Origin of the sequence: Collinsella sp. LCP21S3_C7 (assembly GCF_052118485.1) — a bacterium.
Classification (GTDB): Bacteria; Actinomycetota; Coriobacteriia; order Coriobacteriales; family Coriobacteriaceae; genus Collinsella.
On record NZ_JBQKHC010000009.1, the window covers coordinates 1 to 25,199 of the forward strand.

At 57.2% G+C, this 25,199-nt stretch carries 18 protein-coding genes, 2 tRNA genes and 1 rRNA gene; 4 read left to right on the forward strand and 17 right to left on the reverse strand.

The window, feature by feature from the left end; translation table 11 throughout:
* From ACTQ1E_RS04870 to ACTQ1E_RS04920, 11 genes are all read right to left on the reverse strand, one after another.
* Positions 1-109: ribosomal RNA gene (locus ACTQ1E_RS04870) — 16S ribosomal RNA — on the reverse strand; the annotation flags it as partial.
* A gap of 596 nt (positions 110-705) precedes the next feature.
* Positions 706-781: transfer RNA gene (locus ACTQ1E_RS04875), tRNA-Lys, on the reverse strand.
* Positions 782-809: 28 nt separating this feature from the next.
* Positions 810-2,090: an aminopeptidase gene (locus ACTQ1E_RS04880; RefSeq protein WP_441565076.1), complete on the reverse strand. Its 1,281-nt coding sequence runs from the start codon at positions 2,088-2,090 to the stop codon at positions 810-812.
* Between the two features lie 93 nt (positions 2,091-2,183).
* Positions 2,184-2,759 carry a hypothetical protein gene (locus ACTQ1E_RS04885; RefSeq protein ID WP_427717870.1) on the reverse strand — a complete coding sequence of 192 codons (576 nt, stop codon included), beginning with the start codon at positions 2,757-2,759 and terminating at the stop codon, positions 2,184-2,186.
* Positions 2,760-3,638: a phosphoribosylaminoimidazolesuccinocarboxamide synthase gene (locus ACTQ1E_RS04890; RefSeq protein WP_154516897.1), complete on the reverse strand. Its 879-nt coding sequence runs from the start codon at positions 3,636-3,638 to the stop codon at positions 2,760-2,762. It lies immediately after the preceding gene.
* Between the two features lie 118 nt (positions 3,639-3,756).
* Positions 3,757-5,322, reverse strand: coding sequence for a sensor histidine kinase (locus ACTQ1E_RS04895; protein WP_154516828.1), 1,566 nt, complete (start codon positions 5,320-5,322; stop codon positions 3,757-3,759).
* Positions 5,323-5,333: 11 nt separating this feature from the next.
* A complete protein-coding gene (locus tag ACTQ1E_RS04900) occupies positions 5,334-6,056 on the reverse strand; it encodes a response regulator transcription factor (RefSeq protein ID WP_006236208.1) in 723 nt (240 codons plus the stop codon).
* Between the two features lie 152 nt (positions 6,057-6,208).
* Positions 6,209-7,372 (reverse strand): hypothetical protein, encoded by a 1,164-nt coding sequence (locus ACTQ1E_RS04905; RefSeq protein ID WP_441565114.1) that lies wholly within the window; start codon positions 7,370-7,372, stop codon positions 6,209-6,211.
* Positions 7,373-7,419: 47 nt separating this feature from the next.
* Positions 7,420-7,683, reverse strand: a complete 264-nt coding sequence (locus ACTQ1E_RS04910; protein WP_441563780.1) for a TIGR03905 family TSCPD domain-containing protein — start codon at positions 7,681-7,683, stop codon at positions 7,420-7,422.
* A 129-nt stretch (positions 7,684-7,812) separates the two neighbouring features.
* Positions 7,813-9,159: an adenylosuccinate lyase gene (gene purB, locus ACTQ1E_RS04915; protein ID WP_427729011.1), complete on the reverse strand. Its 1,347-nt coding sequence runs from the start codon at positions 9,157-9,159 to the stop codon at positions 7,813-7,815.
* A 383-nt stretch (positions 9,160-9,542) separates the two neighbouring features.
* Positions 9,543-9,617 (reverse strand) — tRNA-Gly (locus ACTQ1E_RS04920).
* Positions 9,618-9,915: 298 nt separating this feature from the next.
* Between ACTQ1E_RS04920 and ACTQ1E_RS04925 the strand changes: the two genes are divergently transcribed.
* Positions 9,916-13,347, forward strand: coding sequence for a SpaA isopeptide-forming pilin-related protein (locus tag ACTQ1E_RS04925; protein ID WP_441565078.1), 3,432 nt, complete (start codon positions 9,916-9,918; stop codon positions 13,345-13,347).
* A gap of 62 nt (positions 13,348-13,409) precedes the next feature.
* Here the strand turns inward: ACTQ1E_RS04925 and ACTQ1E_RS04930 are convergent, their stop codons facing one another.
* Both ACTQ1E_RS04930 and ACTQ1E_RS04935 read right to left on the reverse strand, forming a co-directional pair.
* Positions 13,410-13,628 carry a hypothetical protein gene (locus ACTQ1E_RS04930; RefSeq protein WP_441540310.1) on the reverse strand — a complete coding sequence of 73 codons (219 nt, stop codon included), beginning with the start codon at positions 13,626-13,628 and terminating at the stop codon, positions 13,410-13,412.
* Positions 13,629-13,648: 20 nt separating this feature from the next.
* Complete coding sequence (locus ACTQ1E_RS04935; RefSeq protein WP_441565080.1) at positions 13,649-16,759, reverse strand: hypothetical protein; 3,111 nt, start codon at positions 16,757-16,759, stop codon at positions 13,649-13,651.
* A 198-nt stretch (positions 16,760-16,957) separates the two neighbouring features.
* Between ACTQ1E_RS04935 and ACTQ1E_RS04940 the strand changes: the two genes are divergently transcribed.
* Positions 16,958-17,980 (forward strand): helix-turn-helix transcriptional regulator, encoded by a 1,023-nt coding sequence (locus ACTQ1E_RS04940; RefSeq protein ID WP_154516810.1) that lies wholly within the window; start codon positions 16,958-16,960, stop codon positions 17,978-17,980.
* Positions 17,967-18,884, forward strand: a complete 918-nt coding sequence (locus ACTQ1E_RS04945; RefSeq protein WP_441565082.1) for a helix-turn-helix transcriptional regulator — start codon at positions 17,967-17,969, stop codon at positions 18,882-18,884. Before ACTQ1E_RS04940 ends, ACTQ1E_RS04945 begins: the two co-directional genes overlap by 14 nt.
* Here the strand turns inward: ACTQ1E_RS04945 and ACTQ1E_RS04950 are convergent.
* Together ACTQ1E_RS04950 and ACTQ1E_RS04955 are read right to left on the reverse strand one after the other, a co-directional pair.
* Positions 18,881-21,775 (reverse strand): helicase C-terminal domain-containing protein, encoded by a 2,895-nt coding sequence (locus ACTQ1E_RS04950; protein ID WP_441565084.1) that lies wholly within the window; start codon positions 21,773-21,775, stop codon positions 18,881-18,883. The genes ACTQ1E_RS04945 and ACTQ1E_RS04950 overlap by 4 nt on opposite strands.
* Positions 21,769-22,734 (reverse strand): D-alanine--D-alanine ligase family protein, encoded by a 966-nt coding sequence (locus ACTQ1E_RS04955; RefSeq protein WP_441565086.1) that lies wholly within the window; start codon positions 22,732-22,734, stop codon positions 21,769-21,771. Before ACTQ1E_RS04955 ends, ACTQ1E_RS04950 begins: the two co-directional genes overlap by 7 nt.
* An 85-nt stretch (positions 22,735-22,819) precedes the next feature.
* On the opposite strand from ACTQ1E_RS04955, the gene rlmN reads away from it, so the two are divergent.
* On the forward strand, positions 22,820-23,872 hold the full coding sequence (rlmN, locus tag ACTQ1E_RS04960) for a 23S rRNA (adenine(2503)-C(2))-methyltransferase RlmN (protein WP_154516799.1): 1,053 nt from the start codon (positions 22,820-22,822) through the stop codon (positions 23,870-23,872).
* A 193-nt stretch (positions 23,873-24,065) separates the two neighbouring features.
* Here the strand turns inward: rlmN and ACTQ1E_RS04965 are convergent, their stop codons facing one another.
* Positions 24,066-24,320: a hypothetical protein gene (locus ACTQ1E_RS04965; RefSeq protein WP_154516796.1), complete on the reverse strand. Its 255-nt coding sequence runs from the start codon at positions 24,318-24,320 to the stop codon at positions 24,066-24,068.
* On the reverse strand, positions 24,310-25,188 hold the full coding sequence (locus ACTQ1E_RS04970; protein ID WP_427795191.1) for a ParB/RepB/Spo0J family partition protein: 879 nt from the start codon (positions 25,186-25,188) through the stop codon (positions 24,310-24,312). Before ACTQ1E_RS04970 ends, ACTQ1E_RS04965 begins: the two co-directional genes overlap by 11 nt.
* Positions 25,189-25,199: the final 11 nt, after the last annotated feature.

Below are 25,199 nucleotides of genomic sequence, written 5' to 3' on the forward strand. Positions count from 1 at the left end.
ACTCAGCCGTTCGCCACTCGCCTCTATCCGAAGATAGGTGCCGTTCGACTTGCATGTGTTAGGCGCGCCGCCAGCGTTCATCCTGAGCCAGGATCGAACTCTCCGTCCAAAGTAAATGGGCCTCGAGCCCGTCCGGTCCTCTCAGTCATCGCTGATCGGTTCCGTTCGATTCATATGGTTCTGTTTGATAGGAAAAGGAATTTCTCGGGGCCGCCTCTCGGCGGCCTTGCGAAAAACGAATCCAAGTCAGACCATTTCAAATGGTTCGATGTCTGCCCGGATGCGACACATCATGTGTGTCCATCCTCGCAGTATCCGGTTCTCAAGGTGCACGCCTGCGCCGGTTCCCGGTTCGACCGGGCCGCGCGGCAAGGAGATATATTGCCAGACCGGAGGGGCCCGCGGGGCGGGAATCCCGCACTCCATATTTTGTTCACAAATAAATTGATCCTTCAGCTGTTCCACTGAAGTCATATCTGAAGCATCGGCTTCCGGTATTGGCGATGACCAGCTGGTTTATAGGTGTTGAGGTATCGGTCATCTCTGGTGCGCTACTTTACTCTAACGGCATCTGGTTTTGGTTTCCTGTCGGTAAAAGGCTGGTTTTGGCCGCCAGGCGTCCTTATATATAGAGAAGATCGGGTTCGAACCCGTGCACCGGCAACAAAAAAGCGGCCGGCATCCGCCAGTCGCTTTTCTATTCTATGGTGGGCCGTCAGGGGTTCGAACCCTGGACCTTGGGATTAAAAGTCCCCTGCTCTGCCAGCTGAGCTAACGGCCCGCGGATGGCATTGTACCACGGTCTGAGACTATTCCCAACTCCATTGGCCGTTCTGGAAAATCACAATTTCACGTCCATCAGGTGTAATGCCCGTAATATCGATGTCGTCCGTGCCAATCATAAAGTCAACGTGCGTGCTCGAAACGTTGACGCCATGCTCCATAAGTTCCTCTTTGGACATGTCATACCCGCTTTCGATGCACTCGGGAAAACCGACACCCAACGCAAGGTGACAGCTGGCGTTCTCGTCATAAAGTGTGTCGTAGAACAGAATGCCGCTTTCACGAATCGGTGTGTTCTTGGAAATAAGCGCAACCTCGCCCAGATGAGCAGCGCCTTCATCGGTTTCAATAATGCTCGCAAGCGTTGCCTTACCCACGCGAGCGTCATAGTCCACTACGCGGCCGTTCTCGAACTTAATCCAAAAATCGTCAACCTTATTGCCGTGGTGAATGAGCGGCATAGCCGAGTACACGATGCCGTCGGCGCGCATACGATCGGGCGAGGTGAAGACCTCCTCGGTGGGAATGTTGGGGAAGAAAGGGTGACCGTCGGGAGTTTTTCCCTTGCCGCCGGCCCACTCATGGCCTTTCGTCATTCCAATCGTCAGATCAGTTCCATTCGAAGCGGTGTAGTGCAGGCAATCAAATTGATTATCGTTTAGGAAGCGCAGGTTTTTTTCGAATGTGGCGTCATGGAGCTCCCAGTCGCTCTCCGGGTCCTGGCCATCAGCACGAGCGGTGTGCAGAATCGCATTCCACAGCTTATAGACTGCAACCTCATCGGCGTCTCCCGGGAATACCTCGCGCGCCCAAGCAGCGACCGGAGCGCCGGCGATGCACCACGGGTTAATGTTGTAGTCCAGTCCACGGCGGAAGACCTTACACTGCATGTTCCTCGCCTTAGAAGCTGCGGCAGGCTTAGCGGGATCGATGCCCTTGAGGGCAGCAGGGTCCGTGCCCTCAATAAAGATAAAGCAGGCTCCGTCCTGAGCCAACGAATCCAGCTGCATGCGCTTCCACTCGGGAGTCTGCTCAAAATAGCTTTTCTCGACATACTCGTAGGTAAGCCTCGTCACGGCATCGTCAGCCCAGATGACCGTCACGTGACCGGCACCGGCGTCATAAGCCTCCGCAACCACCACGCGCGCAAATGACGCGCACTCGACGGGAGACTGAACGACGACCTCCTGACCGGGCTTAACGTTGACGCCCTTGCGGACAACGAGACGCGCATAATTTCTAATCTTGGGCTCCAGGGACTTCATACCCTCCAGAGCCTCTTCGACCGTCAGGGCAGCTCGAATCATGTGCCACTCCATCTATCTACAGGACAGTAAAAAGGCGCGCCGCAAAAAACGACGCGCCTTATATCTTAGCGATATCTATAGGTTGTAACGCTACTACTTCTTCTTGGAGGCCTTCTTGTCCTCTTTGGCAGCCGAGCGCTCGATAATAGCGTTGAGCTTGTTATCGGACATGCCCTCGGCCTGCGCGCGATACATATTACGCAAGGGACGGATGCGCACGAAGTCGTAGATGAAGTCACCCAGAATGACGATGTAGGACAAAACAATGCCGGCCATCTGGACGGGGCTGGACACCATGCCAGCGGGAGCGAAGTACAGCGAAGACCAAATGGCCACGACGAGCACCATGCCGATAGTAAGCACGGCCCACCAGATGCGACGGCGCTTGGTGTAGTCCTCATCCTGCTTGAGAAGAATGCTCGACACCGTGTAGATGCGGTCCTCCTTGGCGCGCCGCTTAGCCTTGCGGGCGCGCTTCTCCTCTTTAGAGAGGCCCTCGAGGCTCTCGCCCTTCTCGAGCTCCTTGCGGCGTGCCTTGGATGATGCCGGCACGACGCGAACAGAACTCGCTGCCTGACGAGCTGGCTTGGCGGATGCGGCGGACTTGCGCGCAACCCCGGTAACCTCGTGGGATTGCGTGCGCTTGTTCGTGGCGCTGCGGGTACTCACTTACGCGTTCTCCTTCATGCTTGTAAACTGGGAGCCCGTGATGATCTGGAAGGCCTCGCGATAGCGCTCGGACGTGCCATCGATGACCTCGGCGGGCAGATGCGGGGTCTCCCCCGTCATATCCCAGTTGGCCTTGAGCCAATTGCGGACGAATTGCTTGTCGTAGCTAGGCTGAATCTTACCCTCCTCGTAGCTGGCGGCAGGCCAGAAACGGCTGGAGTCGGGCGTGAGGCACTCGTCGATCAGCGTGACCTTGCCATCGATGACACCAAACTCAAACTTGGTGTCGGCAATGATGATGCCACGGGTCGCTGCATACTCGGCGGCAGCCTTGTAGATCTTAAGAGACAGATCTCGGATCTGCGTGGCGATGTCCTCGCCAACGATCTCGCAGCAACGCTCAAACGAGATATTCTCGTCGTGATCACCGATCTCGGCCTTCGTGGACGGGGTGAACAGCGGCTCGGGGAGCTTGGAGGCCTCGGTCAGGCCCTCAGGCAGCTGGATGCCGCAGACGGTGCCGTTCTCGTCGTAGGTCTTCTTGCCCGAACCGGTCAGATAGCCGCGGACGATGCACTCGATAGGAATCGTCTGGGCCTTCTTAACCAGCATGGCGCGGCCTGCGAGATAGTCACGATACTCGGCAAACTCCTTGGGGAAATCCGCCGGATCGATGGAGACGAGGTGATTGGGGACGATATCGGCAAACTTGTCGAACCAGAACGCCGAGATACGGTTGAGCACCTCTCCCTTAAACGGAATTTCGTCGGGAAGAATAAAGTCGAACGCAGAAATGCGATCGGTGGCGACCATCAACAGGTTTTCGCCGGCATCGTAGATATCACGAACCTTGCCACGGGAATCCGGACGACGCTCCATCGTTGTCACGTGAGTCACTCCTTACCTAAATACGACAGAAATGCGGGTTCTTTACCGCACGTTTTCGCAAACTCGGAGCGGCAGGGACGCGGTCCCTCCTTCACCGAATAGCGAAAAGCTAGTGCTCCATTGTAGTAGATGCCGCGTCCGCCGTGTGCTCGCGGGGCAGATGAATCGTAAAAGTCGTACCCTTTCCAAGCTCCGACTCCACGGATATGTAGCCATGGTGACGCTCGACGATCTGTTTAGTTACGGCGAGGCCGACGCCCAGGCCGCCAGCTTCGCGGGCGCGGCTGGCATCGGCGCGCCAAAAACGTCCGAAGATACGCGACAGATCGTCCTTGGCAATACCGATACCGGTATCCGAAACGGCAATACTGACATGCTTGCGGTCACTGAGCACCGACACTACGACCCAACCGCCCTCGGGGGTGTAGCGCATGGCGTTGCTCATGAGGTTGATGACGCATTGCGTGATCATGTCGGGATCGGCCTCGACGACATCGTCGTGCCCCTGGGTTTCATCTGCAAAGCGAAGGCGAAGGTCACGGTCGGCAAACAGACGCTCCTGGCCGTTCACAATCGATCGCACGAACGGAACCATGTCCACCGGTTCGAGATTGAGCGGAGCCGTGCTGTTTTCCATACGCGATAGGTCGAGCATCTGCTGCACCAAACGAGCGAGGCGACGCGTCTCGGAAGCGACCGTCTCCAGATGCTCGTCGTCGGTGGGGTACACGCCGTCTTGCATGGCCTCGACCGTTGCAAGCATGGCCATGAGCGGTGTACGAAGCTCGTGTGCGACATCCGAGGTCAGGCGCTTTTCGTGCTTCATATCTTTCTCGAGCGAGGTGGCCATCTCGTCAAAGGTCTCACCCAGCTGATCGATTTCGTCATCGCCGCGCAAGCCCGTACGAGCAGACAGATCGCCGTCGCGAATTTGCTTGGCTGTGCTCGTAATACGATGAATCGGCTTGGTAAGCATGCGCGACACGAGCGATCCGATAACGACCGAGATGCAGATTGCAACAACCGCGGCAAGAGCCATGGCGTTAAAGGTCTTCTCCCTAAACGCAGAATCTGCCTTAGTGAGCAGAGCGTCGGAGCCGATAGCCCATAGCTTTACCTGTCCGACATGCTCGCCAGAGGACGTAACGATTTCGACGTTGGCAACGCTATCGGAGTCGGTGGGCGCTGACGAGACCGGGCTATGCGAGGCCTTTTTACCGCTCGAGCTGCTCGACGGCAATTCGCTCTCGCGCACATCGGCGGTCGCACTTGCCGAAGGCCATGAGTCGTCATAAACGACAACGCCCTTTTTGTTGACGACCTGCATACCCAGGTCGTCGGACACCAAGCTCGATGTCGCGACCGTGCGCAGCTCGCCCGCAGTCCAATTGCCGTTTTCCTCATACGACGTCGCAAGCTTTTCGGCAGCAGAATTGGCGATCTCGACGATATTGGAGCGCGTGTAATCCGAAAAGACGGTACCCCACACAACGGAGACAACGCCCACCAGCACCAATACCGTCATGAGCGATGTCAGGGCAAAAGCCAAAGCCATACGCGAGGGATAGCTCATCGCCGGCCGTGAATCGGAACGAGGCGTGTTCCAACTTGCCTTGGAACCCGCCTCGTTCTCCTGCTTGTGCTTTTGTCCGATTTCAAAGCGCGCAGGTGTCATATGTGATTTACCTATTTCTCGTCCGACTTATCGGTCTTGGCCGGAGCCTCGAAGCGATAACCGACGCCGTGAACGGTATAGAGCCACTTAGGCTTCTTGGGGTCGTCGCCCAGCTTGGCGCGAAGGTTCTTCACGTGGCTGTCGATGGTGCGCTCGTAGCCCTCAAAGTCGTAGCCGAGCACCTTCTCGACCAGCTCCATACGGTTATAGACGCGACCGGGATGGCGAGCAAGCGTGGTAAGCAGCTTAAACTCGGAAGCGGTCAAATCAACTTCCTTGCCCTCGACCAAGATCTTGTGGCCCGAGATATCGATGACCAGATCGCCAAAGTCGAGTACCTCAACGGCGGGCTCGTCTGCCTGGTGAGCACGACGGAACAGGGCGCGAACGCGGGCGACGAGCTCGCGCGGCGAGAACGGCTTGATCAGGTAGTCGTCGGCACCAAGCTCGAGGCCGATGATGCGATCCTCGATCTCGCCCTTGGCGGTAAGCATGATGATGGGCACATCCGAGGTATCGCGGATAGTGCGGCAAACGCGCTCGCCGGGGATCTTGGGGAGCATAAGGTCGAGCACAACCAGGTCGAACTGGTGCTTCTCGAACTCCTCGATCGCAGACTGGCCATCGCCAACGCCAACAACCCAGTAGCCCTCGCGCTCGAGATAGGCAGCGACAGCGTCACGGATCGCCTTCTCGTCCTCGACCAGCAGAATCTTTTTTGCATCTGAAGCCATAACACGGCCCCCCTGTCTCAATTAGCTAAGAACAAGCCCATTTTAACGCACCTGAGCCCACCGGGCATCGCATGGGCGCGACAGCTCGGCGGGCGGTACTCACGGTTACAATGGGCTTATTCCCCCGTTGGCGCCTTTTTAACCCCTCGGCGCTAAAGAGAGAACAGGCGAGCGGTAACCGTCTCGGGAATTCCTTGGCTATTACGCACCGTGGCATAGGTTAAAAACGTATTCGATTTTCCCGCCGTAGCTGGATAGTCGCCATATTCGAGAGCGCGGTCGGGCGACAGCAGCGAACCATAGGTTTTAGCGGAGGTATCGATCAGAAAATGCGACGCCTGAACCTTAACCAGATATTTGCCCTTCCTGCCGGCGGCGCACGCAAGCGGTTCGCGCGATAGAAATTGATACGGGCCGCCCTCGTTACCAATGTAGGTACCCATATTGCCCAGGCCGCCCACGCCGGCATAGGTCGCCTCAATGGAGAACACAAACGTATCGCCCATATATACGGCCTCGAAAGGTGATACCGACGAAGGAAGGACCAGCTGAGCCCTCTTGGTATTGTTGCCGTCCGTCAGGTCGATCGCCGTCATGCCGTAGTAGACGCCCTCGTCATTGCGCACGCGGGGTGAGATAGTCAGGATGCCATCGCTCACGCGCGGTGCAGACGCAAAGCGGCCTGTCGACTTCCAGATTGCCTCCGCTTTAGATTCATCGAGCGAACGGCGGTAGCAATATGAATCGCTGCCGGTCTTATTGCCACCGGTCGAAGGCATCTTGTACCAGATGACCGACGAGTCAAAGGCGGTAAACAGCGGAGGGTCGTAGTCCTCACCACCGCGATCAAGCTCAACGGCATTACCAGTAAGCGCCGCGCCCGACAGGGTTTGCGCATAGAGCTTCCACGACGAATTCGCGTAGTTCATCTCAACCCACGCATACACGCTATCGGTGGCGCGAACGTCGTAAAACGCATAACCGGAACCCTCGACAGGATCGTCAATCAACGTGGTGAGTGAGCCGTCCCCCATGTTGAACACGCCAAGCGTGTTGGCATGCAGCGCAGATGCGGGCGCCATCATCGCCGCAGCGTAACCGCCATCGCAGTAGTACAGCAGCGTCCCCAATGGCAACGTCCACGACGCCGTCGGCTTAAGATCAATGTCGACGGCCTCATACTCTTCGGTAATCGAGACGATCTTGGAATCATCTTTGATAACCTGCGGCTCACCGGCAGCATCATCGCTGGTGCCCGTTTTTTTCGAGCACCCCGCAAGCAGCGTGGCAGCACTCGCGGCAGCACCACCCAACACAAATCCTCGGCGCGTTACCCCATTCTTAACGCGATCAAAAATACTCATTAGGCAATCTCGGCACGCGCGGCCTCGATGGCACGCGTAAGCTGGTCGGCACAGGAGGTCTTTTTCATGCCGCACGTATTGCCGGCCAACACCTCAATCACGCGATCGGAAGAAACACCTTCGACCAATTTAGAGATGGCCTTGAGGTTGCCGTTGCAGCCGCCGGTAAACTCAACGCCCAGCACTTTGCTGCCGTCATCGGAAAGATTGAGGTGAATATTGCGAGTACACACGCCCTGGGGCTTGTAATCAAACGAAATCATGCGATCTCCTTCTCAGAATGTCATTCGAGACGACTATTATCCCCGTCTTTCCATAAATGCAACGAGGCGCTTTACCGGCAACACACATTACCAGCAAAGCGCCCTAAAAAGCTAACGTTATGCCCGAACCTACTCGAAGCTCAGCTGCTCCAGACGATCGAAGACCGTATCGATGCGGGTGAGGAAGTCCCACGGATCAAAGATCTCGTCGAGCTTCTCCTGGCTGACGGTGCAGCGCGGATCGGCCTCGAGGCGCTCCTTGAAGGTGGGGCCGGAAACGCAGTCCTGCACCTCATGCCAGGTCGCCATGGCGTTTTCCTGCACGATTGCGTAGGCGTCCTCACGGGTAATGCCCGTATCGACGAGGGCCAACAGAACCTTGGAGGAGAAGATGAGACCGCGGGTCTTGTTGAGGTTGGCCATCATGCGGGCCGGATACAGCTGGAGGCCATCGATAACGCGGATAAGGCACTGGAACATGTGGTCAAGCGCGATAAAGCTATCGGCCTGGGCGACGCGCTCGGCAGAAGAGTGCGAAATGTCACGCTCATGCCACAGGGCAACGTTGTCGAAGGCGACCTGGGCGTTGGACTTCACGATGCGCGACAGGCCACAGACCTTCTCCATGGTGATGGGATTACGCTTGTGCGGCATGGCGGAACTGCCCTTTTGACCCTTGCGGAACGGCTCCTCGGCCTCGAGTGTATCGGTCTTCTGCAGATTGCGAACCTCGGTAGCGATGCGCTCGCAGGTGGCAGCCGTGGTGGCAAGGACGCCGGCGAGGTAGGCATGATGGTCGCGGCTGATAACCTGCGTGGACAGCGGGTCGTGAACCAAACCCAGGTGCTCGCAGACATACTCCTCGACAAACGGCTCGATGGAGCTGTAGGTGCCAACGGCACCCGAGATGGCACCGAAGGCGACGTTCTTGCGAGCGTCCTCAAGGCGATCCAGATCGCGCTTGAGCTCCCAGGCCCAAGAGCCAAACTTCATACCAAAGGTCATAGGCTCGGCGTGGATGCCGTGAGTGCGACCGGCGCAGAGCGTGTTACGCTCCTCGAAAGCGCGACGTTTGCAGATCTCGCCGAGTTTCTTGACGTCCTCGATAATTAGGTCGCAGGCCTGGGTAAGCTGATAGCACAGGGCCGTATCGCCCAAGTCAGAGCTGGTCATGCCATAGTGAACCCAACGGCTGGGTTTAGGCTCGCCCTCGGGAACATCGGCGTCGATATACTCCTTCATATTGGTCAGGAAGGCAATGACGTCATGGCGCGTGACTTCTTCGATCTCGTCGACCTTCGCCTTCTCAAAGTTGGCGTGGTCGCGGATCCACTGAGCTTCTTCTTTAGAAATACCGATCTTGCCGAGCTCCGCCTGGGCCTCGCAGGCCAGAACCTCAATCTCCTGCCAAATGGCGTACTTGTTCTCGAGGGAGAAGATGTGTCCCATCTCCGGGCGGGTATAGCGATCGATCATAGCGGCTCCTTTTTGGTTATTGGCACGTTGGTCGTAACTCAACCATTGTACCGTGCGCAGGTGCAAGTATAGGCAGCAGGTATTGACCTAACATTTTGCCATTTGCTTAACGCTCACACCCTGTCGGGTTCGAGTCCGGGCACTTTATTGAAAAAAGCACGGTACCGCAGCGGTGCCGTGCTTTTATTTTTTGGAGCGGGCAACGGGACATCCGCGCATTTGCTTCGCAAATCCGCACCGGCTTCAGGCGCCTGTCGGCGCCTTCACCTGCTCGCTACAAACGCTTCGCGTTTGCTTAACGCTCGCACCCTGTCGGGTTCGAGTCCCGGCACTTTATTGAAAAAAGCACGACACCGTGATGGTGCCGTGCTTGTACTTTTAACTGGAGCGGGCAACGGGACTCGAACCCGCGAGTGTCAGCTTGGGAAGCTGATGCCTTACCACTTGGCGATGCCCGCATATGTGGGGGATAGTATAACGCGGTTGTCTTGTTTGATACAAGGGCGCTAACCCTTGTTTTACGCATGGAAAATCATCTTCTTGTTGCTCGAATTGCGAAAACAGGGACTCGAGTAACCTGTTTTACACCGTCTTCTACCTGCTTTTTTGTTTGATTATCTAAAACCGGTCTCCATTTGTTGGGAACTTGGCAAGTTCTTGGTCAGCTCGCGGTACTTACCCGTATGACCCCCGGCGCTAATCTCATCCCACGCGCCGCAATCTCCCAGCGCGGCGCACAAAGGATAAGGAGCAGCCATGTCCAATGCACCCACGCACTCTGTCCACAGCGCAATCGCAACAGCACCGCTGCTCCTATTCCTCTTGTTGTTTCTAGCCTGCGCCACGCCTGGTACCGCCTGCGCCGTCGATGGAAACGATACGCTTAGTTTTCGCACCATCAGCGATATGTGCGGACCGTTTGGCATTGGCAAGTACGAGGCACAAGACGCCTCGATTTCTTACTGCATGAACCAAGACTGCCCCGGCCCCAGCAGCCCAGGAGGACCCTGGCGGACCTACAATCAGGGTTGGACATGGCTCGACAACGAGTTTGCCGCCGTCATCTGCCATGGATACCCCTCCGCCACATCATTTGGCGGCCATAACCTAACGGCCGAACGCGCCCGCGCCGCAACCCAGATTGCCGTGTGGATGCTCAAAGGAACCACGCGCCCCGATGGCTCTTTTGCGTATACAAACAACGCCGGCGTTGCCAAAAGCGGCAAGTTCGATCAAGACGCCGAGGTTGTCGCGGCGGCGCGCTGGCTCTACGACAACGCAAAAGCCGGAAATATTAAGGCCGACCCGCATCGCGCCAGACGCTATCACGGACCCGTCTCTAACGAAGGCCGGCACCAGGATATGCTCTACGTTTTGCCCACCATCAACGTATCCTTTGAGAAAAGATCTGCAGACACTGTCATTACCAGCGGGAACGATACGTATCAGTTAGGTGGGGCGACGTTTAACATCTTTGAGGAAAACACGGACAAACACGTCGGCAGCATCAAAATGGACGGCAACGGTCGTGCACGGGCAACACTTTTGCCCAACACGGCATACTACCTAATCGAAACCAAAGCGCCGACAGGCTATCTGTCCCGACGCGATCGCATTGCCTTTACCACCGGAAAGAGCGGCGGACATGTCACAATCAACGAGCAGCCAGGTTCTATCACGCTGCGTGTCGTCAAAACCGATGCCGCCACGAGTGCCGGAGCGCAGGCGGGAACCTCGCTCGCCAAAGCCGAATTTACCTGTGTCTCGCAATCTACCCCTGGGTGGACGCGCACCTTCACGACCGAAGGCGATGGCCAGGCGACCTTAAGCGGCATTCCCCTGGGAACCTTTACCCTCTACGAATCGAAAGCACCAGAGGGCTACCTGCTCCCCCATGACAGCTGGACCTATACAGTCGGCCCCAATCAACTAAACGACATGGGCGTCGTTGAGCTCGAACGCCGCATCCCCAATACTCATGTTGCGTTTGACCTCGAGATTTCCAAGTTCAAGGATTACGGGAACGGCGAGCAATCGGGATTAGAACAGCCAGCGGAAGGCGTCGTCTTTGAAATTGTCAGCAACAGCTCTAAGCAGGTCGTAGGCACATTGACGACAAATATCTATGGCTTCGCATCCACCAAAGACCAGACCAAGGCCTGGTTTGGCGCGGGCACACGGCCGGACGGCGTCCATGGAGCCATCCCCTACGATCGTGAGGGGTATACCGTTCGCGAGGTCCCGGAAACTGTTCCCGCAGGCTTCAAGCGGGCAGAGGATTGGATCATCGCGCCCGAGCAAATCGCCGACGGAGCCAAGCTTCAGTACATAGTGGACAATCACACCCTTTCGACACACCTCCAAATCATCAAACGCGATGCCCAGACGGGAGCTTCCGTCCCCCTTGCCGGCTTTAGTTTTCAGCTGCTCAACAGCAACCGTGAACCCATCTCTCAAACATGCTGGTATCCGACGCACAACGTTATGAACACCTTTACCACCAATGCGACCGGCACCGTCACGTTGCCAGAATCGCTCAAGCCGGGCACATATTACGTACGAGAAGTCGCAGCCAAAGCGCCCTACCTTGTGGGCGACGAACTGAAGGTGACGATTCCTGCCGATGCAGATCTCACACCTATCGCCGCCGTCTCGTATTTCAACAGCGCGGCAACCGGAAGCATCGAGATCGCGAAGGCTGACGCAGTAGACGGCAGTGCCCTATCTGGTGCCAAGTTTGAAATTCGCGCTGCCGACGATATCGTTTGCCCCGATGGCCACATTGCCGCCCTTGCCGGTGAAGCCGTTGCCGCCGTCACAACTGATGAACAGGGTAAAGCTCGCGTAGACAACCTTTCGCTGGGTTGCGGAACGGCACGATACGAAGTCGTTGAAACCCAGTCTCCCGACGGCTATCTACTTGATCGGACAGCACATATCGTTGAGCTTACTTATATCGACCAGAAGGTCCCCGTGGTCGAGTCGCAGATCGAATTGTCTAATGATTACACCAAGGTCGATTTCTCCAAGGTCGATATAACAGACAAGCATGAAGTTAAAGGCGCCCGACTGGTCTTATGCGACGCCGATGGAACAGAAATTGATTCTTGGATATCATCCGAGCAGCCCCATCGCGTGGAGCACCTTGAACCCGGTTCTTATACCCTACGCGAAACAATGTCCCCGCGCTCCTATGACCTCGCTGAAGACGTATCCTTTGAAGTCGAGGATACGGGGAAGATCCAGGCCGTAACCATGACGGATGCACCGATTGAGATTAAGGGGAGCGTCGACAAGCGACAAGAAATCGCGCGGCCAACCGCAAAGGGAACAGTGGCGAACGGCGACGGTAAAAACCGGGCGGCGACGCAACCCGACAGTAAGGGCTCCTATTCCTACACCATCGACGCTCAAAACGAATCGAGCACCTGGGTCGACGAGTTCACCGTCACCGACGATCTCGAATGTGCCAAAGACGGCACGGCCAAACTTGTCGCCATTAAAACCCCGATCGCCGTCGGCGACTTAAACGGGCTCTGCAATGTTTGGTATCGAACGTCACCGGCAGACAAGTTGGGCATAAAGGAAAAGGCCAACGCCACACTTGACGATGAACACACCAACCCGTGGCTCGAGACAGCCGAGGTCAAAGAGCGGCTGGGCGAGGATGTGCGGATTGTCGATTACGATGGCTGGAGTCTTTGGAAAGCCGATGTCTCGACCATGGAGTCTTCCACCCTCGAAGTAAAGGACCTTACGCTTTCGGACGACGATGTTATCACGGGGATTCGCTTTGAGTATGGCTCGGTTTCCGCAGACTTTACGACCCGGCGCGACAACGATTCTTGGAATCGCAATGGGCTTAAAGACGAGCATGACGACCTTGATGATGCGACGGCATCCCTCAAATCGGATTTACACGGAGCAATCATCCGGATGTGTGCAACCTCATCCTATACGCCCCAAACCGCACTCGCCAACAGTGCCCGTGTTGACCTTTGCCGCAACGGAGGAGGCGAAAAACTCGAGTCGCACGATAAAGATCGTGTTGTTCAAAAATGCGCCATTCCGCAGGATCTTCCAAATACGGGCAATGCACCCATCATCTCTTTTCTCACCGCATTATTGACCGCCGGTGGCACAGCAATTTGGCTCACTTGGCTAAGCTCGGCATCAAAAGAGGAGTAGGTAGAAATAACGGGCGAGCCGATATGCCGGCTCGCCCGTTATCTGGCATATGTAACCAAAGGCTATTCCGTAGGCGCAGACCCGCCGTCAACAAGTTCCAGATCGCCATCCGAAATGCCGTCGGCACCCAAACTCTGCTCTTGCTCCACCTCTTCGCTCATCGTGGACCTGGGCGTCGACCCCTTAGCGCCCACGATATATGCGGCCCCCAGACCCATAGCGATGGCGATCAAAAACAGAACCACATAGACGGGCCAATGGCGTTTGATGTATGAAAACACGCTAACTCCTTAGAGGTCCGCTACGAACGGCGGATGACCTCGGTGACAACCTCGGACACCGTAGCGATGTTCGTCGGGTTGACGTTGTACGGCAAATCGTCTTCGGTGCGCGCGCAGGCAAGACGCGGGCCATCGACACCGGCAATTGTGAGGGCGCGACGGCTCGCCTCGAGCGCGGCATAGGCATCGGTCTTGGCATAGGGCATCTCAAACGCGCCACAATCAACGTGGAACGACTTGCACACCTTGCTGACCAGATTCATGATGCGGCGATCACCCTTGAGCAACTGTTGCTCGCCTTCGACCGTCACGACCGAAAGCCTACCGGCTCCAATGGACTCAAGATTGATAAAGAACACACCACGCAGCTTATCGCGATGGGCTTCGAGGAACGCCTTCATACCGGCGCCGTCACAATCCGAGGCACCCGTTGCCACAAACCAGATATCGTGACCAAGCAGCTCGTCATCACCCATGGAGGCAACAGCCGAAAGCATGTCCTCGGCAGAAGCGCCGTCAGAAGAGGTGGCACCGCCCTTCCAGCCGTTATCATCGTCCTCAAAGTTATCCCAAGAGCCGATACCGCGGCCAGACTTCTTGGCATCGTAGTCATCCTCGACGCCCAGCCAGTCGCTCATGCTGTTCTGCTCATTCTTCTTTTTGCGTCCGAACAAGCCGCCCAGACCGCGCTTCTGAGGCTTTGCCTCCTTGGCGACGGGAGCCGAGATGGTTTCGATGGGCTGAGCGCCCGAAGAAACGGGCATGGAGGGTGCAACCGGTGCCGACGTGGGCTCGGGCCCCTGAGCCGTCGCGAAAGGATCGTCGGCCTGAGCCGAGGGGTCGGGGAGATCGAAGAGGGATGTGCGGGATGCGACGTTGGCCTGCTGCATCGAGGGCAGCGATGGATCGGGGACCGAGGCAAGCGGCGAAGAAGAAGGTGTGAGCACCGAAACAGAAGCGGGATCGGGGATATTCATCTGCGGACGCGGTGCGGCCTTGGATGAAATCTGTGCCATGAGCGAATCAACCGTCTCGACCTGCGCCGATGCGGGGTTGGCAACCGTGGAGCCGGGATCGCTCGGGGCAGGCATGGTAAAGATCTGCGTAGAGTACGGCCTGGACTCATCGGCGTTAGAAATCACCGGTGTCTCTTCTTGCTCAACGACGACCGTCGCTTCGGCTTCAATCTCGTCGGCGGTGTTCGGCTCGGCGTCAACGTTCTCAACCTGCTCGGCATCGACACTCTCAGCCGGCTCGGCTTCGGGCGCCTCGATCTCATCTGCAGCATCCTGGGACTCATCGGAAACAGAAAGGGGCTCGGCGATGGCAGTACCCTGCTTCTCGAACGTTATCGTGGCATCGAACTTCGCGGCATCGAGCGTCTCGGTGGCGTCGATTGGCTGCTGGGCCTCAAAGGACGTCGTAGCCTCGGCGACCTCCGTCGCGGCAGGCTGCTCAGCCTCATGCTGTTCAAATTCCCGCGCCGCACGCTCACGCTCGGCCTCGGCAGCCTGCTGGTGGGCAATAGCCTCCTGCTCTGCCACCTCGCGCGCAGCGGCACGCTTTTCCTCAAGGTCGTCGACAAGTTTTTTACCCTTAGCGAGTGCGCCCTTAAAGAAGCTTGAAGCGCTGGCTCCAATCGAAGAGAACGCAGATGCTATATCGGCATGGGGCGTCGCGACCGGTAGATCGGCCGAAAAATCGGTATCGCTCTCATAGGAAACGCGCTGCGGATACTCATCGTAATCGCTGGCGGAATCGTCGTACACATCCTGAACCACCGGAGCGGGTGCAGCGGTGTCCGGCTCGGGTGCAGGGCTGGGCTCGGGTTCCGTCTCGGGCTCGGTATCGACGACGGGCTCGTCGGCGGGCGCGGCGACAGGTTCAACCGAAGCAGGCGCGGGATCGATCGTCGGCTCCTCGCCCTCTTCGTAATCAAGCGTGCACGACTCGGGAAGCATCCCCAAGGCACGAATGGCATCAGAACCAAAGCGAATATTACCGGCGGCATTGCGATACGGCTTGGGCTCGGGCTCGCTCGGCTCAGCGACAGCGGGCGCACCAATCGACTCGACGACATCCTCATCCGCGACCGGCTCGGCAGCAACCTCGGTTTCAGCCTGAGCCTCGGGAGCAATGACACCAATCAGGGTTTCGTCAGCTGAGGCACCCTCAAAGCCATCGATCTGCTCGTCAAAAACTTCGCCCTGCTCGGATTCGGGAGCGATCGGCTGGCCAAACTCGTCCTCGGTGTAGGAGGGTTCTTCGTACTCGATCGTGTTGCCGTAGTCGTTTTGCTGCTGGGCAGCGGCATACTCAGCCGCCGCGCGCGCCATCTCCTCGGCACGACGCTTTTGCTCACCAAAATAGTCATCAAACGGAATGTCGTTGGGGAACTCGTTTTCGCCCTGGTAAGGGGCAACGTTATCCATGACACCGAGCATCGCGGCTACAGAAGACTTATTGCAGACCGCACCGGACGTATAGGGAAGAACAAAACGGTTGGCAATGATATTGGCCGCGTTGGCGAGCGCCACAAGAGAGGCGAGGATCGCAACGATCCAAAGCAGAACCTTAAGAGCGCCGGGGAGCGGCAGAATGCGCAGAATGGCGACGGCAGCGGGGACAATCGTGGCGACCGGCAGCATCTTGGCGATGAGCGCGCGATACGGCGCGTACGGTTCGCGAGCGAGCAGCTCGGCACGCGGAGAATCGTAATGGGCGACAACAACCACCGGACGGTTGCGCGGAGATGCAAGCGGACCTGTGGCCTTGTGATAGGCAATGACATTTTGACTCACGCCCGTCTTGCCCAGGCGAGAGATAACAGGGCGACCGGTACGTTCGAGCACATACAACACGGCACCGGCGATGGCCAGCAGAACACCGATTAAGCCGATGCTGCCGCCAATACCCATAAGCAGGGCACCGGCAAAAGACAGGATGCCTGTGACGGCAAATGCCAGCCTGCTGGGTGCAGGAGCGTTAAATTCCTGGACTTCGGGATCAAAGCCATGATTGCGGAAGATCTGGGCGATATCCTCGGCAGCCAAACGCTCTTCTTCGCTGCACGCCGGCGTGATGCCCGTGCCCTGCAGCAGGTGATTGATATAGTTCTGGGTGTTCGCCATGTGCGCTCCACATCCATAATCCGACAAATAGGCCCAATGCTTGCACATTAGAACCGTATATAGTCGAAAGTATACCCCGAGCGAACGCAATCGGCCGAAATCTGGGCATCTTAACGCACTGAGCGGACAAGGATATAGCCTAATCTCCATATCGGATTAAAATCATGGCATCAAATAACCTTCCCATGCGAGGATTCTATGACGGTAAGCGATATGACCGCGACAAACAAAACAAATGCGCCAGAACCCGGTTTCGACAAAACCGCCCAGCGTATCCTCAACCTTTTCTTTGTCCTCAACAGTTCCCCCGAGCCCTTAACAACCGAGCAGATCGTGCTGGATTCTGACCTAGGCTACGGATCGGGCAACGTCGACTCGGATAAGCGAAAGTTTCGCCGCGACCGCGACAAGCTGCTCGAGCGGGGCATTGTGATCAAGGAAGTTCGCGCCGCGGGTGCCCAGGAGACCGAGGAGAGCGCCTGGACAATCGACCGTGAGCATACGTTTGCCGCGGGCGGCTTGATCACCGCAGACGATGCCGACATTCTGCTAAACGCTATCGATCAGACCCTCACCACGGGCTCTTCGGCCTTTGCGACCCCACTCGCCGACATACGCTCCAAAATTGCCTATCTTACCGGCGAGACGAATACGGCCGAGCCCCCCGTTGTTCACTCGCCGACGGTCGATGCGGTATGGAGCGCGTTTGCCGACCGATGCGCGCTGCGTTTTTTGTATCAAAACGGACGGGGTGAGCAACGACAACGCACTGTTTGCGTCTACGGCATGTTCGAGCGCGAAGGAACAGCCTACTTTTGCGGCCTCGATGACGCCACCGGAAAAATCAGAACCTTTCGCTGCGATCGCATCGTTCGTGCGTGGCGTCCATCGCGGGCCTACGCCATTCCCGCGGACTTCAATCTCAACGATTACCTCTTCTTTGAATTCGATTTCTCCGATTGCCAGCCCGTCACGGCAACTTTCTCGTTTGCTCCGCAGGCTCAATCCGACATGGTCCACGGCCTCACACGTGGGCGAGGAAGGCTCGAGCACGCCAAAGACGGCTGGACCTGGACCGTTGACGTTCGCGACCTGAATGCGGCGGCGTCATTTTGCATGGAACACAGCGTTGACGGTATGAGGCCCGTAGCGCCCAACGAACTCAAGCAGGCGTGGAACCGCCTCATCGAAAGGACAGTGAGCGCTCATGGCCGTGCGTAAGCTCACCAGCGAACAAAGGCTCTCGCGCTCCATCGACATTATGGAGGCACTCTATGCCGCCGGCGAGGCGGGCATGACGCGAGACGATATCTGCAGTCGCTTCGATATCTCCGGAGCTTCGCTCGACGAGATCATCGGCATCATCTCGACGCTCGCAGACCGCGAATCGGGCGCGCGCATCATTTGCGAATGCCGCGATGAACGTGTGGTTCTCATCGGCGATGCGGGCCGTGTGCTGCCGCTTCGCCTGAGTGCCGCCGAGGGCGCCGTACTCAACCATGAATTGGAGTCGCTCGGAATCGAAGAGTGCGCGGCGGCGCGCATCCGGCGCGCACTCCTTCCGGCGGAACTCGGATACAACCAACGCGTTGACGATACCGTCGCCCGCGGATCTTATTGGCAGCAACTCTGCTGTGCAATTCAGGATGGCGTGCGATGCCTCGTCACCTACCGCTCCCTGGACGACCAGCATCCACGCAGGCGATTGATCGACCCCCTAAAGATCACGACCAACGGCGACCAAACGTACCTGATTGCCTGGGATGTCGAGGCAGACGGGCAGCGCTCCTACCGTATGGACAAGATCGAGGAGCTTCTGCTGACGGAAGACTCCGTCGTGCGTCACACGACCGAAACCACGTCCCTGCACGATTCCCTTGCACAGGCAAGCCAGAGCGTTAAGCTCCTGATGCCGCTCGATATGGCAGAACGCGTGAGGTGGGCAGGTATCAGGTCAATTAAAGCCGATGGGGAGGATACGGCAAGCGTGACCGTTTGCTATAGCTCCGAAAACTGGCTGTTTAGCCAGATTATCGCAGCGGGCGGAGCTATCCGCATCGCAGACGACCCCGCCCTTTCAAAGCGCCTATGTGATGCCGCCGAGGCAATGGCCTTCCGTTCTTAGCGATGGCATTCGTGCGCTTGGCGCCATAACTGAAGATAGCGGCCGATCTGCGCCGTTTCGATACGCTGATACGAGCTCGTAGGCAGCGATGTCAGAAATTTCTTGCCGTAACCCTTCGTCACCAGACGCGGGTCGGCCAAAATCAACACGCCGCAATCGGTCGATGAACGAATCAGGCGACCAGCCGCCTGCTTGACCTCGAGAACCGCCTCGGGCAGCGAGTAGCGTACCCAGGCGCGGTCCTCGCGCAGATTGCGCTCGCACGAGAGAGGATCGGTGGGGCTCGAGAATGGCAGCTTGGGGATAATGACGCATCTCAGCGTTTCGCCGCTGGCATCGAAGCCCTCCCAAAAAGCCTTGAGAGCAAAGAGCGACGAGGTCGGCTCGTTGATAAAGCGATCGCGCAAGCGACGGGGAGACGAATTGCGCTGCTGACAATTGAGTTCCAGGCCGGCACGCGCCAGCTTGGGCTCAACCCGAGCATACAGGTCTTCCATATCGCGGCGATTGGTGAACAGCGTGAGTACCGACCCGCCCATGGCAAGATGGGCATCGACCAGTACGCGCTCGAGCGCGGACAGATAGCCCTCGCGGTCGCGAGGGTCGGGAATGTCCCCCGCCACGACTACGGCCATGTTCGAATCGAAGTCATAGCTCGAATCCAGGTGCAGTGACGAGGATGCCGAAGCGCCAATGCGATCGAGGCCTACGGCATGGTTAAAGTGCTCAAAGCTCTTGGACACCGTCATGGTTGCCGAGGCAAAGATGGCCGTATGCACCTCGGGCAGCCACTCGTTCGCCAGGGCCTCGCCGATGTCGATGCGCTCGGCGGTCATGGATTCTCCGCCCGCACGTAGGCGGCGGTTGACCTGCAGCGAGTACACATAATGCTCGTCGGTGCCGTCAATGATGAGCTTGAGGTTCTCGGCCAGCTCGTGCAGACGGCGCGAAATATCGCCCAGGTCGACGACGACCTCGGGTTTATCGGCAGCGACAGCCTGCACCAGCGCGGCAACATTTTTATCCGCCTGCTCCAGGGCATCGATAGCAGCGCTGGCAGACTGCAAGAAGTCATGCCAGTCATCCGACTCGCGCAACTCGGGGCCAATCCACAGATTTGCGCTGTCGTAGCCACCGCGGGCGCGACGGCCGAGCTCACGCACGCCGTCAAACACCTCGGCGAGTGCCATGCTCGCGCGTGCGACCGTAGACGTCGCCTTCGCGGTGAGCCCCAGATAAAGCGTGGAGCCTTCGGATGTCGCCAAATCACGAGATACCTGGCTCAATGCACCGGAGCTCGACCCGCCAAGGCGCTCAAATAGCACGCGAGATTCGTCTGCCGAGACCACGCGCGCCCACTGGCGGCGCGCCTCGCGCTCGATGGAATGGGCCTCGTCAATTACCCAGTGGCGGATGGGAGGCAAAATTCTCCCTTCGGCCGCAACGTTGCGAAACAGCAGGGAATGATTTGTGACCACGACATCGGCATGCGCCGCGCGACGACGGGCACCGTGGACGAGGCATTTATCGGGGAAGAACGGGCACAGGCGGCGAGCGCATTCGCGTGAGGCCGTCGTAAAGTCGGGACGGTTGACGCTGCGCCAGCGAATGCCGAGCGAATCGAGGTCACCATCGGCAGATTGGCACACATACGCCATGATCACCGCAACCGCTGTGAGCGTGTCGGCAGGATCGCGCTTGGTGGTAATCTCGGCCTGACTTCGGCTCATGCGCTCGAGTTTGCGCAGGCACGGATAGTGGTCATATCCCTTGAGCGCACAGAATGACAAGCCTCCGTCCAGCTGTTCGGCGAGTTTTGGCAGCTCGTGGTACATAAGCTGATCGGCAAGATTATTCGATTTGGTCGCAATGCCAACGGTAATGTTGTTTCGGCGGGCGGCCTCGGCAAAGGGCACGAGATACGCCATCGATTTACCGACGCCCGTACCGGCCTCTATCACGCGATGCGTATCCGTAATCAACGCGTCGCGTACCTCGAGCGCCATGGCAATCTGCTCGTCGCGCGGCTCATAAGTGGGATACATGCGATTGACTAGACCACCGGGGGCATAATCCGCCTCGATCTCTTCGCGGCTCGGCATGTTAAGAACCGGCAGCTCGTCGGCATCCACGCGATCATCGGCGCGATCGGCCTTGAGCACGTCGGCGCGGGCGGCGGCAAGCGAGAAAATCGAGCCGGGGTTTTGACCTGCCAAAAACGAGAAAATGGGACGATAGGACCAAGGAACATCCGCGTGCATATCCGCCAGACGCGCCATAAGGCCCTGCGGCAAGTCCGTAAGGGCAACCAGCAGCACGCGCCACACCCCACACAGGGCATCGACATCGGCATTTGCACGGTGCGACACGGAGTCGCAGCCAAACAGATCGGCCATAAAGGACAACTTGTGCGATGCCAGGCGCGGCAGCGCGATACGGGACAGCGCCAGCGAATCGATCCAGATGTCGCTGACGTTGACACCGCCCTTGACCGATTCGATGAACGATCGGTCAAACGTGGCATTGTGCGCGATAACCGGGCACCCGCCCACAAAATCGGCGAGCGCAGCCACGGCCTCTACAGCCGAGGGGGCATCGGCCACATCGGCGTTTGTGATGCTTGTGAGCTCAGTGATTTCGGCAGGGATCAGCTGCTTGGGATGCACAAACGTGTCAAAGCGGTCAACGACCTCACGGCCCGAAAGACGGGCCGCGGAAATCTCGATAAGCTCGTTGTCCTGGACCGAAAGACCCGTGGTCTCGGTATCGAGGACGATAATATCCTCCTCGATAAGGCCAAACGATTGTGTGCGGGCACGCTCGGCAAGCGTTGCATAGGAATCAATGACAAACTGCGGCGTTCCAGGAGATACAGCATCCTCGATTAGCATGCAATGCCCGCTCGACGGAGACCCATGCGAATCAGACTGTCACAGACCTGCGGGAAGGTCATGTCTTTGGTATGACGAATCTCGTCCGGATACAGCGACGTATCGGTCATACCGGGAATCGTATTGGTCTCGAGGATGACGGGGCCGTCCTCGCTCACGATAAAATCGCTGCGCGAAATGCCCAGACAGCCGAGGGCTCTGTGGGCCGCACAGGCAAGTTCCTGGGCAAGAGCATAGTTTTCGGGCGAAATCTGCGCCGGAATACGGTGGATATCCGTGGGATCGACGTACTTCACATCCAGGTCGTAGAACTCACAGTCCTCAGGCTTGCGAATCTCGACGATCGGCAGGGCGCGCACGTCATCCTCGCCGTAGACGCCTACGGTAATCTCGGTTCCCTCGATGCACTTTTCGACCAGCACCTTATCGCCGTACTCAAAGGCCTTGGCGATGGCGGCAGGCAGCTCAGAGGGCTCGTGTACCAGGGAGATGCCGTAGCTGGAGCCGTTGACGGCGGGCTTTACAAAGCAACGCTCGCCGCAAATCTCAACGATGCGATCGATATCAACCTCGTCGCCCGCCTCAAGCGCCAAACCGGGGGCAATGGGGATGCCTGCCTTGGCATACAGAAGCTTTGAAACCTCTTTATCGGCGCCACACGCGCTGGCGAGCACACCCGACGCCGTATAGGGGATACCCAGCGTCTCCATGGCTCCCTGCATGGCGCCATCCTCGCCGCCGGCGCCGTGCATGGCGATAAACGCCACGTCAAAATCGCCAGTTGCCATAGTCACCATAAAATCATCGGCAGCCGTATCGAGCAGCTCCACCGAAGTGTAGCCAGCCTCCTTCAGGGCCACCACGACGTTCTTTCCCGAATTGAGCGAAATCTCGCGCTCGGCGGAATGGCCGCCCGCCAAGACCGCTACGTGCATGTTCTCTAGGCTTTTACCCGGCATGGGCAGACTCCTCCTCTATGATTTCTGCAGCTGATACCATATTGTAGCGATACCCCTTACGTTTCCCCAAAATCGAAAGGCTTCCATGAATCCCAGGACTAAATCTCAGGACATTCGCGACTTGAGCCAAAACGATATTCGCGAGCTCGTGGCCGAACTCGGCCAGCCCGCTTTCCGCGCGAAGCAGCTCATTGAATGGGTTTTTGAGAAGAACGTTTGTTCGTTTGACGATATGACCAACCTTCCCAAGGCTTTCCGCGAGCAGTTAAAGGAGGCCTTTGCCTTCGACACGCCGACCGAGCTCACCAAGCAGGTGTCCAAGGACGGCTCTCGTAAATATCTACTCGAGTACCACGATGGCATTTCTGTCGAGACCGTCGGCATGCCTCGTCGTAACAAGCTCTCTGTCTGCGTATCCACCCAGGCCGGCTGCGGAATGGGCTGCGCTTTTTGCGCTACCGGCCTCAACGGCCTCAGGCGCTCGCTGACCGCCCAGGAAATCGTCGACCAGGTACTTCATGTTTCCAATGACTTTGGCGAGCGCGCGACAAGCGTAGTGTTCATGGGCCAGGGCGAGCCTTTTGCCAACTACGATGAGGTTCTTAAGGCGCTGCGCATCCTTAATGACCCCGACGGTATCGGCATTGGAGCGCGCCATCTCACCGTTTCTACCAGCGGTGTCATTCCTGGCATCCGTAAGTTTGCCGACATTCCCGAGCAGTTCACCCTAGCTGTCTCGCTGCACTCCGCTATCCAGTCCACACGCAATAAGCTCATGCCCGGTGTCAAGAAATACACACTCCTGCGCCTTCACGAGGCACTGCAGCTCTACACCGAGAAGACCGGCCGCCGTCCGACGTACGAATATGCCATGATCGAGGGCGTCAACGACACCAACCCCGAAATGCAGGCGCTCTGCGACTTCTGTGAGGGCACACTGTGCCACGTCAACCTGATTCAGCTCAACGATATTGAGGGCAGCCCGCTCAAGCCGTCACCGATCCATAAGGTAGAAGACCTTCAACGCCGTCTTGAGTCCCGTGGTATCGAGACCACGATCCGCAACTCTCGTGGCAACGATATCGATGCGGCTTGTGGCCAACTCAAGCAGCGTTTCAAAGTTCAGAAGAACGCGTAGGGGAGACCAGCCTAAACGTTTCATGTGAAACATCAGAAACAGCCCCGGTTGCTTAATTGCAACCGGGGCTGTTTCATATTCATCGATTATCTGCATCATACGATTGTCCAGCATTTTTTAGGACGAAATTAGGAATCCCTGTTCTAGTGATCAGACAATGGCCACTCAGAATAGGCGATTAATTGTTAGGTACCTAAAAGCCTACATTTTCCCATTGATGATTAACCCAATCTTGGTTGATCTTGGGATTCTTAGTCATCTGGGCCGTACGCATGGCAACGTCCTCGGTCATAACATCCATTTTCTTTTTTGAGGTATCAACGATATCCTGCGCTCCGCGAAGTAAACGACCACGCAATTCATCATCTGTCGCAATCTTATAACCGGCAAAAGCGCCAACTGCAACAGTAGCAGCCAAAGCGACAGCAGTCAGAACTTTATTCCTCATCCTGACCTCCTTGATCAAACTGAATGATTTCGCCAAGAATGCGAGAGAGTTCCTCTTCATCCTTAAATTCAATCTCGATCTTGTTCTTGCCGCGCGAGCTCTTTACGCGAACGTTCGTGTTAAACACCTGACGCAGAACGCGTGCCGCCTTCTTAAAAGACTGAGGCGTTGCGGTTCGAGGCGTTTTTGGTGTCTCTCCGGCAGAAAACAACGGAGCAAGATTTTCTGTCGCGCGGACGGACAATCCTTCCGCAACAACCTTCTCAGCTAACTTAATGCGTGCATCTTCGTATGGAACCGCAAGAATTGCTCGAGCATGGCCAGCAGTCAGCTTACCTTCAAAGATCATCTGCTGAACAACCTCTGGAAGATCAAGTAGGCGCAGCGAATTGGTGATTGCAGAGCGAGACTTGCTAACAGCCTTCGACAAGGCCTCTTGAGTCATGCCACTCGCATCGATGAGCTGTCGATACCCCTTAGCCTCTTCGACGGGATTGAGATCAGAGCGTTGCAGATTTTCAATCAATGCAAGCGCAAGCATCTGTTCATCATCAACATCTTTTATGATGACAGGAACTTCCTCAAGTCCAGCAAGCTTAGAAGCCTGATAACGGCGCTCACCCGCGATAATCTCATAACCATTACCGTGCTTGCGTACAAGAAGCGGCTGAAGAACGCCATGCTCCTGAATCGACTCACTCAACTCTCGAAGCTCGGTCTCATTAAAATGAATTCTGGGTTGGTTTGGGTTCGGAACGATATCTTCGATTGGAAGTTTAGTTTCCGAAGCAGTATTGGATGCGGACGTCGCAGATCCACCGGTCTCATATTCTGCTTCGGAGACCAATGCATTGAGTCCGCGACCCAAACCGCCACGCT

Bases quoted from the DNA above. Each gene is read 5' to 3' on its own strand.
- ACTQ1E_RS04900 (WP_006236208.1), bottom strand. From the start codon at position 6,056: ATGGCTTCAGATGCAAAAAAGATTCTGCTGGTCGAGGACGAGAAGGCG.
- ACTQ1E_RS04945 (WP_441565082.1), top strand. From the start codon at position 17,967: ATGGCCGTGCGTAAGCTCACCAGCGAACAAAGGCTCTCGCGCTCCATC.
- ACTQ1E_RS04890 (WP_154516897.1), bottom strand. From the start codon at position 3,638: ATGGAGCGTCGTCCGGATTCCCGTGGCAAGGTTCGTGATATCTACGAT.
- purB (WP_427729011.1), bottom strand. From the start codon at position 9,159: ATGATCGATCGCTATACCCGCCCGGAGATGGGACACATCTTCTCCCTC.
- ACTQ1E_RS04940 (WP_154516810.1), top strand. From the start codon at position 16,958: ATGACGGTAAGCGATATGACCGCGACAAACAAAACAAATGCGCCAGAA.
- ACTQ1E_RS04955 (WP_441565086.1), bottom strand. From the start codon at position 22,734: ATGCCGGGTAAAAGCCTAGAGAACATGCACGTAGCGGTCTTGGCGGGC.
- ACTQ1E_RS04910 (WP_441563780.1), bottom strand. From the start codon at position 7,683: ATGATTTCGTTTGATTACAAGCCCCAGGGCGTGTGTACTCGCAATATT.
- rlmN (WP_154516799.1), top strand. From the start codon at position 22,820: ATGAATCCCAGGACTAAATCTCAGGACATTCGCGACTTGAGCCAAAAC.
- ACTQ1E_RS04925 (WP_441565078.1), top strand. From the start codon at position 9,916: ATGTCCAATGCACCCACGCACTCTGTCCACAGCGCAATCGCAACAGCA.
- ACTQ1E_RS04880 (WP_441565076.1), bottom strand. From the start codon at position 2,090: ATGATTCGAGCTGCCCTGACGGTCGAAGAGGCTCTGGAGGGTATGAAG.
- ACTQ1E_RS04965 (WP_154516796.1), bottom strand. From the start codon at position 24,320: ATGAGGAATAAAGTTCTGACTGCTGTCGCTTTGGCTGCTACTGTTGCA.
- ACTQ1E_RS04895 (WP_154516828.1), bottom strand. From the start codon at position 5,322: ATGACACCTGCGCGCTTTGAAATCGGACAAAAGCACAAGCAGGAGAAC.
- ACTQ1E_RS04950 (WP_441565084.1), bottom strand. From the start codon at position 21,775: ATGCTAATCGAGGATGCTGTATCTCCTGGAACGCCGCAGTTTGTCATT.
- ACTQ1E_RS04935 (WP_441565080.1), bottom strand. From the start codon at position 16,759: ATGGCGAACACCCAGAACTATATCAATCACCTGCTGCAGGGCACGGGC.